The organism is Streptomyces sp. NPDC048331, from assembly GCF_043201215.1.
GTDB lineage: Bacteria > Actinomycetota > Actinomycetes > Streptomycetales > Streptomycetaceae > Streptomyces.
On sequence record NZ_JBICYT010000002.1, the window covers coordinates 19,769 to 31,097 of the forward strand.

The window sequence follows — 11,329 nt, forward strand, 5'->3', positions numbered from 1 at the left end:
AGGCAACACCGTGACCAGCAGCCTGCACCAGGAGCTCGCCGACCACATCGCCCAGGGCGTCATTCCGCCCTACCAGTACTCGTACCCGCCCCGCTCCACGTACCGTCCGCTCCCGGAAGGCAAGTGGACGGTGCCCGACGTGTGGGCGATGGATCTCGCCAACTACCAGGTGCCCGAGCTCAATCTCTATCTGCACGTCCCCTTCTGCGACCGCAAATGCGGCTTCTGCAACCTCTACACCATCATCAGTACGGACGAGGACGTCTTCGACGCCTACACCGACGCCCTCTGTACCCAGATCCGCGATCACGCGGAGATCATCCAGGCCCGCCGGTTACGCACCATCTACATCGGCGGCGGCACCCCGGCGCTGCTCAAGCCCCGCCACTTCGAGCAGATCTTCACCACCATCGGCGAGGTCTACCCCAACTGGCGCTCCACGGCCGAGGAAGTCGCCGTGGAAGCCACCCCTTCCTCGATCGCCGACGCACCCGACGAGTTCAAGGCCCTCATCGACATGGGCCTCACCCGCGCCAACGTCGGCATCCAGTCCCTCGTCCCGCGCGAGATCCGCGAGGCCGGCCGCGGCGGCGAGGACGAGGACGTCATCCGCCGCGCCGTCCGCACCGCCCACGAGCTCGGCCTGCCGGACCTGTCCACCGACCTGATCATGGGCTTCGCGGGACAGACCCCCGAGACCTGGCGCCAGAGCGTGGACGAGCTGGCCGCGCTCCGGCCCACCACCATCAGCACCTACTTCCTCACGGTGCGGCCGGACGCCTGGTTCTCCAGGACCGGCGCCTACCAGTACATGTGGCAGCCCGAGCTGTACGAGCGCTACGACTACGCCCGCCAGGTGTTCCTCGACCACGGCTACGTCCAGGAGGGCTCCGTCCGCTACAAGAAGCCCGGTCGCGGCGGCTACGTCCAGAAGGTGCTCACCTTCCACGGCGTGCCCCTGCTCGGCCTCGGCGTCGGAGCCCGCTCGTACACCAGCGTGCTCGACTACATGTGCGGCAGTGTGAAGCCCTCGGCGGCCGAGGTCGCCGACTACATCACGCGGGCCAAGAACCACGAGCTGGCGCCCGTCACCGGCTTCGAACTGACCGCCGAGGAGATCGTCCGCAAGCGGCTCGTCCTCGACACCTTCGACCTCGACCTCGCGGAGCTCGACCGCCTCGGCTACCGGAAGCACGCCGCCGAGTTCGAACCCGTCCTCGATGCGGCCGAGTCCAACGGGCTGATCCACCGCCTCGGTCGACGCGTCCAGCTGACCCCCAAGGGCTTCAAGTACCGCGACGTGCTGTCCTGGATGTTCTACTCCGGGTCGGTCAAGGACCTCGACCGCGAGTACTACGAGAACCTCCACGCGGCGAACAAGCGCGCCCGGAAGAACATGGGGGCGACACCGGTACGGATCACCGGGATCGACCTGCGCGAGCGCGAGGGAGTCGCGTGAGCGATCTGTACATCGCGGCGGGCGGCGGCGGAGACCCCCTGGGGACCCTCATCGCCGCCCGCACCCTCACGGCCGGGGCCGAGCACACCGACCGGGCCGAGCACGCCCACCCGGCCGAGCACACCGACCCGGCCCGCGCACCGCTGATCGCCACCTACGCGTGGGAGCGCCCCGAGGTCGATCCGGCCGCCGGCGGCCCCCTCGGGGAACGGGACTTCGACGGGCTCGTCCACCACGGCGGGGGTGTCCGGGGCGGCGGCTTCGCGGCCTTCACGCCGGCCACCCGGGCCCGCCCGCCGGCCGGATCCACCCTGCCCGCCCTCGCCGGGGACCTGCCGGCCCGGCTGCTCCTCCTCGACCCCGCCCGGGGGCTCTCCTGCCTGACCCGGCAGATCGGGTCCATGGCCCAAGCCGCGGGCGGCCGGATCCGGATCGTCGACATCGGCGGCGACATCCTGACCCACGGAGACGAGCCCGGTCTGTGCAGCCCGTTCGGAGACGCCCTCACCCTCGCCGCCTGCCACCTCACCGGCATCCCCACCACCGTCCACATCGCGGGGCCCGGTCTGGACGGCGAGATCGGTGAACAGCCCCTGCTCGAACGCCTCGCCGGACATCACCCCCTCGTCCCCGACCGGGAGGCGGCGGCCGCGGCCGCCCGCGCGCTGGCCTGGCACCCCTCCGAGGCGTCCGCGCTGTGGGCCGCGGCCATCCACGGCGTCCGCGGCACCGTCCGTACCGCCCGCGCCGTCGTCCACCTCACGGACGCCTCCCCGGGGCTCCACCCCCTGCCGCTCCGGGAGGCCATCGCCCACAACCCGGTGGCCCGGGCCCTGGTCGCCGAGCACCCGGCGACCCTGGACGGCGCCGCCGACGTCTCCCACCGGCTCACCGGCATTCCCGGGCTGGCGAGCGAACGCTCCATCCGAACGTCCCACCGGGCCTCGCCCGCCGGGGGGACCGCCTTCCTCGACCGGGACACGGCCATGAAGGCCCTCCACGCAGCGGCCGACGGAGCCGACCACATCACCCTCCGCCACGCCGCCCGCGCGCTGGGCCTCACCTGGCGGGACATCCCCGCCCTCCGAGCGGTCCTCACGACGGACACCCCCGTCCTGCGGCTCATCCCGTAGCGGCTGCCGAACGCACGCCGGTGTCGGCACGGTCCGGGCGAGCGGGAAAGGCCGAGGTCGTGCCCGCGCCGCGCCGGCACGGCGCGCCCCGGATCGGATGCGGAGCATGAAAAGATCAATGCCGTAAGTGCCGACTGCTGTGGGGAGTACAGATGTCCGAAGGACTGATCCTGAAGGTCGCGCAGCTCGAACAGATCTGGGCCGACGCCGAAGCGAAGCTCGACCAGCGGCGCCGCGAAGAGATCGCGGACTACATCGCGCGCGCGAAGCAGGCCCTGAAGGACGGCAACGCGCCGGCCGGGTACGCCGCGGCGGACAGGGCCCTCACGGGACTGAAGACGGCGCGCATCTGACGGCCGGCCGCTCGCGCGGGCGTGCGGGCGTGCGGGAGCAGGCGGACTCGGGCGTCGGACGGCGTGCGTCGGACGGCGTGCGTCGGACGGCGTGCGACCATGCTGGGCATGGACGCTTCCGACCCGACAGGCATGGCTCACCAGGTGCGCGAGCGGTGGCGTGCCAGGGAAGCACCCGACGGGGACTTCATCGTGTTCGCCGACGGTTCCCTGGCGGTCATGGACCTGGTGCGTCTCTCCCCGCCCGATCGGGTCGACGACGTCCGGGCCCAGCGGTGGCAGCGGGTGGAACTGCTCCGGGCGACCGAATGGGACGCCGGCAACTGGGTGGAGTTCGGCACCATGCTCTGCTCGCACGCCTGTGCCGGACTCCGTGCCTCGGCAGGCGAGTCGGCGGATCACGGGAGCATCGGCTGGGTGGCGCTGACGCGCGACGACGACGAGCGCACCCTGGAATGGATCGCGATCTCCAACTGGTCCAACCCGTTCTCCGCGGTCACCGTGGACGAGACCACCGTGACCGCTGTCAGCACCGCGGGCCGCATCTGGTCCTTCCCCCGACACGCGCCCCAGCAGGTCGCGATCACCGCGGATCCCGACCACCCGTGGCGTCGTTGACGGACGGCCCTTCCCGGCCGTCCTGGGCGGCTCGGATCAGGCGCCGTCGGCCGTGACCGTCTCCTCCCCCAGCAGACGGGTCGCCATCGCGCGCATCTCGATCTTGCGGATCTTCCCGGTGACGGTCATCGGGAACTCCTCCACCACGTGGACGTAGCGGGGGATCTTGAAGTGGGCGAGCCGCCCCGCGCAGTACGCGCGGACGGTCCCGGCGGTCAGCGGCTCGGCTCCCTCGCGCATCCGCACCCACGCCATCAACTCCTCCCCGTACTTCGGGTCGGGCACGCCGATGACCTGCACGTCCAGGACGTCGGGGTGGGCGTGCAGGAACTCCTCGATCTCGCGCGGATACAGGTTCTCGCCTCCCCGAATCACCATGTCCTTGATCCGGCCGGTGATGCTCAGATAGCCGTCACCGTCCATGACGGCCAGGTCACCGGTGTGCATCCAGCCTTCCGGATCGACGGCCTCGGCGGTCTTCTCGGGCTCGCCCCAGTAGCCGAGCATGACCGAGTACCCCCGGGTGCACAGTTCGCCCGGGGTGCCACGCGGGACGGTCCGCCCGGACTGCGGATCGACCACCTTGACCTCCAGGTGCGGGCCGACCCGGCCCACCGTGGAGACCCGGCGCTCGACCGAGTCGTCCACACGGGTCTGCGTGGACACGGGCGAGGTCTCCGTCATGCCGTAACAGATGGAGACCTCGGTCATCCCCATCCGCTCGATGACCTCGGTCATGACCTCCACCGGGCAGGGCGAGCCCGCCATGATCCCGGTGCGCAGGCTCGACAGGTCGTACCCGTCGAACCCGGGGTCGGCCAGCTCGGCGATGAACATGGTGGGGACCCCGTACAGGGAGGTGCAGGCCTCCGCCTGTACCGCGGCCAGGGTGGCCGACGGGTCGAAGGCGGGCGCGGGGATCACCATCGCCGCTCCGTGGCTGGTGCAGGCGAGATTGCCCATCACCATGCCGAAACAGTGGTAATAGGGCACTGGGATGCATACGCGGTCATGCTCATCATATCCGCACAACTCGCCTACGAAGAAGCCGTTGTTGAGGATGTTGTGGTGCGAGAGGGTGGCTCCCTTGGGGAAGCCCGTGGTGCCCGAGGTGTACTGGATGTTGATCGGGTCGTCGGGGCTCAGTTCGGCCTGTGCCCGCGCCAGCGCGGCCGGATCGGCCCCGCGGCCGCGTTCCAGCAGCTCGTCCCACCCCGGCCCGTCGAACAGGACGGTGAACTCCAGCGCCGGGCAGCGCGGCCGGACCTCCTCGATCATCGCCGCGTAGTCGGAGGTCTTGAAGCTCTCCGCCGCGACCAGCAGCCGGATGCCCGACTGCCCGAGCGCGTACTCCAGCTCGTGCGAGCGGTACGCCGGGTTCACGGTGACCAGGATCGCCCCGATCTTCGCGGTGGCGTACTGCACGAGCGTCCACTCGGCGCGGTTGGGCGCCCAGATGCCGACCCGGTCGCCCTTGACGATCCCGAGGTCCAGCAGCCCGAGGGCCAGGGCGTCCACCTCGACGGCCAGCTCCGCGTACGTCCAACGGCGGCCGGCGGCGACGTCCACGAGGGCGTCCCGGTCGGGGAAGCGTCGTACGGTCCGGTCGAGGTTGTCCCCGATCGTCTCGCGGAGCAGCGGGACCTCGGAACTCCCGGACGCACGACTCGACGCTGTGGACACACGTACCTCCTGCACTCGCTGCGGCGATGACGGCCAACGCGCGCCACCCATGATCCCCTCCCGGCGGCCCGCGGCACCAGAGCCGCGGGCAGCGATACCGGAATCGGCCGAGGCGAGGTCCTACTGCGGCTTCGGCCCCTTCATCAGCTTGCTGAGCTGTTCCAGGGCGCCTTCCCGCATCCCTCGGACGTAGTCCCAACCGTTGTGGTCGCCGCCCTGGATCTCGTGGATCGAGACCTTGATCGGGCCCTTGGCGAACTGCTGCTGGAACTTCTCCATCCGGTCGCGGCCGCCCTCCTTGGTGCCGTACTGGAAGAGGATGTCCACCTCGGGACCCTTGGCGGCGATCAGCTTCGGTGCGAGCTTCTCGGGGTTGTTCGCGTCCATCTCCGCCTGGTGGCCCTTCCAGAGCGGGGAGTCCGGGACGATCTCGCCGCCGTTGGCTATGACGGCCCGGAAGCGGTCCGGCTTCTGCAGGAGTTGCTTGAGGCCGACGAAGGCGCCGGACGAGTTGCCCATGAAGGCCCAGCCGTCGCGGGACTTGTAGGTACGGAAGTTCGCGCGCGCGAGGTCGGGGACGTCCTCGCCGATCCAGGTGCCCATCTTGGCCTGGCCCGGGATGTCGGAGCCGTCGTAGTAGTACTTGGCGTCCGGGTTGAGGATCGGCATGACCACGATGAACGGGAGGCTCTTGCCGGCCGCGGCGCCCTCGGCGATGGCCTTGTGGAGGCCCAGCTTCGGCAGGGTCGCCCAGTAGTTGTCGGCGTTCCCGTTGCCACCGGGCAGAGCGATCATGACCGGGAAGGCGCTCTTCGCGTACTCCGGGCGGTCGTACTCCTTGGGCGTCCACACCCAGACACTGCCCTCGAAGCCGGACTTGGCGCCCTTCACCCGGGCCTTGGATATCCGGGTGCCGTCCTCCAGCTTGACCGTCTGCTTGAACTCGGTGAACGGGCCGGCGGGGAGGGACACGTCCGGGTCCGCGCTCGGCGCGGCGGCCTGCTTCCCGGCGCCCGCCTCCTTGTCCTTGCCCGCTCCCGCCGAGGGCTTCGCGTAGCTGACGGACTCCCCGTTGCCGTCGAACCAGTCCGTCGCCCAGAAGATCGCCCCGGCGCCTGCGCCGGCGAGCAGGACCACGGCCACCGCGGAGCCGATCCACATCTTCCTGCGGGATCGACCGGGCTGCTGCGACTGCGGGTACTCGTGCACGAACTTCGCTCCGAACGGTGGGCTGCCCTTGAGCGGGCAGAACGGGTGTTCCGCCTCTTTGGATGTGTTTCTCGACCCTCAAGGTTGCAAAAACATGCAATAAATGTCGTTTAGCTTTCAAATGGGCGTGTCCCTGTCAGAGTCCGGCCAGTGTGAGGATCCGGTGCATGTGTCCCTGCGGCAGGTGGGCGTTGCCCGCGGCGGCGGTCGCGACGTGCTCCGACGGATCTGCCAGCAGCCGCGTCAACTCCTCGACCGGGAGTTTGGGATGGGTCGCGATCGAGCGGCGCACCGAGCCATCGGTATCGGCGGCGAGGGCACGGGCGAGCTCCACCGGGAGGTCGGGGTCGCGGGGGGCCAAGCGCCGCATGCGCGGGTCCGGGTCGGTGGCCAGGCGTCGTAGGACGTCCACCGGAAGGGGGAGGTCGTCGGCCGGACGCCACCGGCTCCGCTTGTAGGGGCGATGGCTGCGGTCGATGCGTTCGGCGGTGGCGTCGTCGACCTGGTCACGGACGTGCAGAGCCATCGCCGTACGGACGCTGCTCTCCTCGTCATCGAGCAGCCGGGCCACGACCGGCGCCGGGAGGCGGTCGGACATGGCGGCGGAGAGTCGGAAGCAGACGTACGGCGAGTCGGCGTACGGCAGGGGATCCGCGGTCACCCACGGCAGGCTCAGCCGCCGCAGTTCGGATGCCGCCAACTCGCCCATGATCTGCCTTTCGAGCGCCGCGTCGTCCAGGTCCCGCACGTCGTCGAGCCAGTCCGTCGGAGGTACGGAGGACAGGATCCGCGCGTGGATCGCGGCGCGGGTCGACTCCGGGGTGTCCTGACGGGCGAAGACGTGGAGCATGACCCGCGGAGCGGGATCCTCGGCCAGGAGGTCGCGCTGCGGCGGTGGCAGGTCGGGGTGCTCCGCGAGCTCCTTGCGCACCTCGTCGTCCGGGTCCAGGGCCAGCCGACCCGCCGTGTCGGCGTCCAGCGTGCAGTGGCGGACCGCCCCGGCGCGGGTGACCGGGTCGGCCAGCAGCATCGGCAGCAGGTCGGCGGGCGGGACCGGATGGGGAAGGGCCCGGAAGTAGGTGGCGCAGGCTGCCGCGCGGACGGAATCCTCGGAGTCCGTCAGCAGGAGTCGACGCACCGGTTCCGGGGCCTGCGTCCACCATTGGGCCAGGGTCGCCCGTATCTCCGGGTCCGGGTCGGTGGCCAGCCGGGCGCGGAGATCCGCCGGTCCGTGCGGGCTCTGCGCCAGGGACAGGCGTACCTTCGGGTCGGTATCGCCCAGAAGCCGCTCGAACAGCTCTCGGGTGGCGTCGTCCGCCCTGGCCGCGAGGGCCGTGCGTATCCCCGGATCCGGGTGTTCCGCGAGCGCCATCCGGAAGGTGTGCGGGAGGTGGCGATTGAGGGCGAGCGAGTGGGTGAGCCAGTGGTCGTCGATCGCGATGATCTCGGCGATCATCTCGTCGGTCAGGTCGGGACGCTTGGCGACGGCGCCGAAGCCGTTGCGATGTCCGAAGAGGCGGCGAACGAGTGCGGGCGGCAGTGCGGGATTCGACGCGAGAGCCTCCACCACCTCGTCGAGATGGACCGGGGGCGGCGTGGTGTCCGGCACGGCGGTGACCCTTCTACCTCGGCGAGTTGATCACCGAGTCTGTCACGCGCGGTGTGCCCACGATCTGCGGGGGCGGCCTCCGCCGCCGCGGACCGACGGCACGCTCAGGGGCGGATGTCGTCGCAGGCGATGTGGAGGTGGCGGGGACCGCGCAGCACCGCGTTCCTGCGGTACGGGGGCGGGTCCTCCAGCAACCGGGGGTTCTCCAGCCGGCGGGCCAGCTCGCTCAGGGCCAGTTGGGCTTCCAGGCGGGCCAGCGGGGCGCCGAAGCAGCTGTGGATGCCACTGCCGAGGCCGAGGTGCTGGATGTCCTCGCGATCGGGGTCGAAGCGGTTCGGGTTCTCGAACCGCTTGGGGTCGCGGTTCCCGGACGCGAGGATCAGCGAGACCGTGGCGCCCTTGGGGATGTTCACCCCGCCGATCTCGATGTCGGCGAGCGTGCTGCGCCGCGGCAGCAGGTGCACGGGCGGCTCGTAGCGGAGCAGTTCCTCGACGATCGGGACCGCCAGATCGGGGTCGTTGCGCAACCGCTCCAGGACGTCCGGGAAGCGCAGCAGCGTCAGCATCCCGTTGGTGATGAGGTTGACCGTGGTCTCGTGACCCGCGATCAGCAGCAGCGCGGCCGTGCTGATGATCTCCATCGTGCTCATGGACCCGTCGGGTTCCTCGGCCACGGCCGCCAGTTGGGACAGCATGTCCTCGCCGGGGTTCTTGCGGCGTTCCTCGACCAGCTCGGCCAGGTACATGCCGAGCTCGATCTGCGCGTCGGCCGCAGCCTTGGACGTGGTCCCGGGGGCGGCGTCCGGATCGGGGTCCAGGCTGGCGGCGAGGGTGTCGGCCCAGACGTGGAAGCGCGGCTCGTCCTCGTGCGGCACGCCCAACAGTCGGCAGATCACCGTCACCGGGAAGGGATAGGAGAACTGCTCGACCAGGTCGATGCGTTCCAGGGAGTCCGCGCCGACGATGCCGTCGATGAGGCCGGAGACGATGCCGTCGAGCTCGCCGCGCATCCCGTGGACCCGGTGCGGGGAATGCGGCGGGCCGAAGGGCCGGTTCGTGATGCGGCGCAGCCGGTCGTGGTCCGGCGGGTCGAGCCGGATGAAGACCGGCGGCAGGGTCGAGTCGTCGCCTTCGTCCTGCGCCAACGGGTCGCTCGCGGACAGGGTCAGATTGCGCGGGTCGGAGCTGATGCGCGGGTCGTGCAGCAGGGCCTGGATCTCGTGGTAGGTGCTGACGACGTACGGCCCGTCCTCGTCGTGGAACACCGGCGTCCTGCGCAGCTCCTCGTACAGCGGGTACGGGTCGGCGCGGTTGGCGTAGTCGATGATCTTCCGGAGCATGGCTGGGCTCATGGTGTGCCGCCTCCGTCGTCGTCCTCACGGGTCGCCGGCCGACTCCGGACCCTGCTCACCCCAGCATGCACGGAGGCCCCGTGGGCCGCCTGCCGGGCAGGGGAACCGCAGGTCACACCCGTTGGCAGGCCTACTTCGGCGGGAGCGGCGGTCGGCCCGGGGAAGCCATCGCGGTCCACGCCCTCGACAGGGTGTCGGCCTCTGCCCCATCATCATTCTTGCACTGACAGTGCAATCATCCCGACGGGCTCGCGGTGCCCGCGCTCGCCCCGTACGTGTCCGTCGCGCCCACCGGTCAACGGATGAAAGGCCTCCGCATGCGTACGTTCCTCCGCGCCCTGGCTGTCGTGGTGGCAGCCGCCGTGTTACCGCCCCTGACCGCCGGTCACCCGGCCGGAGCGGTGCCCTCGGCCGCCCGGCCCGCCCTGCCGATCCCCGGAGACCCTCGGGGGGCCGGTCTGCCGCCGTTCACCGGTCACGCCGTCGCACCGCGACCGGTGACCGTCCCGGCCGTCCCGCGGCACCCGTTCATGGCCGCCAACGGCTCCAGCAACCTGCACGGCGACGCCTACCAGAGCGACACGTACGAAGGCTCCGGCCCGACCGGCCGTGAGCTCGCCGTCCGCGGCAGGCTCCAGGGCGGCCTCTGCGGCTCGCTCACCTTCGACTCCAGGGGCCGGATCGTCACGGTCTGCATGACCCCCGGACTGGCTCCGCGGCTGATGCTGCTCCGTCCGAGCGACCTCGGGGCGGTCGCCTCCCTCACGCTGCCCGGGACGGCGGGCAGCAGCCCGACGGAGGTCTCCGGCGGCGGCTACTTCTACCTCGACGAACGCGACCGGGCCGTCGTCCCGACGAAGGACGGCACCATCCAGGTCGTGGCCGTCCGGGGCGACGCGCTCGTCACGGAGGCGCGGTACGACCTCGAGCCGGTGATCGGCGCCGCCGGCATCGTGTCCGTGCTCCCCGACTGGACGGGGAGGATGTGGTTCGTGACCGGTAGCGGCGTGGTCGGCGTCCTCGATCCGGCCACCGGCACGGTTTCCACCCATGTGCTGCACGGGGAGACGATCGCCAACAGCATCGCGGTCGACGAGTCCGGCGGTGTCTTCGTGACCAGCGACCACGCCCTCTACCGCTTCGACGCCGCCACGCGAGGCCGACCCGTCGTCACCTGGCGAGCCCCGTACGACCGGGGTTCGCGGCAGAAGCCCGGCCAGCTCAGCCAGGGCAGCGGCACCACGCCCACGCTCATCGGCCCGGCGGACGGCCCGGGCGGAGGGTACGTGGCCATCACCGACAACGCCGACCCGCGGATGAAGGTACTCGTGATGGCGCGCGGGAAGGCCGGCCCCGAGATGGTGTGCGAACAGCCGGTCTTCGCCCCGGGCAAGGGTGCCGACGAGAACAGCCTGATCGCCGTGGGCGGCGATCTGATCGTGGAGAACAACTACGGCTACGTGGTCGGGGACCACGCGCTCCTGAAGGGAGTGCTCGGAGGGCGACAGGTCGACACCGAACCCGGTCTGGCCCGCGTCCACGTCGACTACACGACCCGTACCTGTTCCCTCGCCTGGTCCGACAGCGTCGAACGGGTCCCGAGCGTCGTCAGCAAGGTCTCCCTGGCGACGGGTCTGCTCTACACCTTCACCCACCCGAGCGCCGACGAACTGCGATCCGCCCGTGGGAAGGGCGCCGCCGCCATGCCCGACGCCTGGTACCTGACGGCGCTGGACGTACGGACGGGCAAGCGGGTGTGGAGCCGGCTGGTCGGTGCCGGACCCCTGTTCAACAACCACTACGCGCCGGTGACCCTGGGCGGGGACGGCTCCGCGTACGTGGGCGTCGTCGGCGGCCTCGTCAGGATCACGGACTCCTGACCGTTCGGACCCCTCGGCCGACCCGCCGCCCGA

At 70.8% G+C, this 11,329-nt stretch carries 9 protein-coding genes; 5 read left to right on the plus strand and 4 right to left on the minus strand.

Annotated elements, in window-relative coordinates; genetic code table 11:
* Positions 1-10 precede the first annotated feature (10 nt).
* The 4 genes from ACGFYY_RS03595 (at position 11) to ACGFYY_RS03610 (ending at position 3,563) form a co-directional block, all read left to right on the plus strand.
* Positions 11-1,459 (plus strand): coproporphyrinogen-III oxidase family protein, encoded by a 1,449-nt coding sequence (locus ACGFYY_RS03595; protein ID WP_393706859.1) that lies wholly within the window; start codon positions 11-13, stop codon positions 1,457-1,459.
* On the plus strand, positions 1,456-2,592 hold the full coding sequence (locus ACGFYY_RS03600) for a DUF1152 domain-containing protein (RefSeq protein ID WP_393706860.1): 1,137 nt from the start codon (positions 1,456-1,458) through the stop codon (positions 2,590-2,592). Before ACGFYY_RS03595 ends, ACGFYY_RS03600 begins: the two co-directional genes overlap by 4 nt.
* Positions 2,593-2,744: 152 nt before the next feature.
* Positions 2,745-2,945 carry a hypothetical protein gene (locus ACGFYY_RS03605; RefSeq protein WP_365268187.1) on the plus strand — a complete coding sequence of 67 codons (201 nt, stop codon included), beginning with the start codon at positions 2,745-2,747 and terminating at the stop codon, positions 2,943-2,945.
* Positions 2,946-3,053: 108 nt separating this feature from the next.
* Positions 3,054-3,563, plus strand: a complete 510-nt coding sequence (locus tag ACGFYY_RS03610; protein ID WP_393706861.1) for a hypothetical protein — start codon at positions 3,054-3,056, stop codon at positions 3,561-3,563.
* A 36-nt stretch (positions 3,564-3,599) separates the two neighbouring features.
* On the opposite strand, the gene ACGFYY_RS03615 is transcribed toward ACGFYY_RS03610, so the two are convergent.
* The 4 genes from ACGFYY_RS03615 to ACGFYY_RS03630 all read right to left on the minus strand — a co-directional run bounded on the left by ACGFYY_RS03615 (position 3,600) and on the right by ACGFYY_RS03630 (position 9,416).
* Positions 3,600-5,297: an AMP-binding protein gene (locus ACGFYY_RS03615; RefSeq protein WP_393706862.1), complete on the minus strand. Its 1,698-nt coding sequence runs from the start codon at positions 5,295-5,297 to the stop codon at positions 3,600-3,602.
* A 69-nt stretch (positions 5,298-5,366) separates the two neighbouring features.
* Complete coding sequence (locus ACGFYY_RS03620) at positions 5,367-6,455, minus strand: alpha/beta hydrolase (protein WP_393706863.1); 1,089 nt, start codon at positions 6,453-6,455, stop codon at positions 5,367-5,369.
* A 136-nt stretch (positions 6,456-6,591) separates the two neighbouring features.
* On the minus strand, positions 6,592-8,064 hold the full coding sequence (locus ACGFYY_RS03625) for a HEAT repeat domain-containing protein (protein WP_393706864.1): 1,473 nt from the start codon (positions 8,062-8,064) through the stop codon (positions 6,592-6,594).
* Between the two features lie 104 nt (positions 8,065-8,168).
* On the minus strand, positions 8,169-9,416 hold the full coding sequence (locus ACGFYY_RS03630; RefSeq protein ID WP_393706865.1) for a cytochrome P450: 1,248 nt from the start codon (positions 9,414-9,416) through the stop codon (positions 8,169-8,171).
* A gap of 317 nt (positions 9,417-9,733) precedes the next feature.
* Between ACGFYY_RS03630 and ACGFYY_RS03635 the strand changes: the two genes are divergently transcribed.
* A complete protein-coding gene (locus tag ACGFYY_RS03635) occupies positions 9,734-11,296 on the plus strand; it encodes a hypothetical protein (RefSeq protein WP_393706866.1) in 1,563 nt (520 codons plus the stop codon).
* The last annotated feature ends 33 nt before the right edge of the window (positions 11,297-11,329 follow it).

Excerpts from the sequence above, each read along its gene's own strand:
- ACGFYY_RS03605 (WP_365268187.1), top strand. The coding sequence starts at position 2,745 with ATGTCCGAAGGACTGATCCTGAAGGTCGCGCAGCTCGAACAGATCTGG.
- ACGFYY_RS03610 (WP_393706861.1), top strand. The coding sequence starts at position 3,054 with ATGGACGCTTCCGACCCGACAGGCATGGCTCACCAGGTGCGCGAGCGG.
- ACGFYY_RS03615 (WP_393706862.1), bottom strand. The coding sequence starts at position 5,297 with ATGGGTGGCGCGCGTTGGCCGTCATCGCCGCAGCGAGTGCAGGAGGTA.
- ACGFYY_RS03630 (WP_393706865.1), bottom strand. The coding sequence starts at position 9,416 with ATGAGCCCAGCCATGCTCCGGAAGATCATCGACTACGCCAACCGCGCC.
- ACGFYY_RS03635 (WP_393706866.1), top strand. The coding sequence starts at position 9,734 with ATGCGTACGTTCCTCCGCGCCCTGGCTGTCGTGGTGGCAGCCGCCGTG.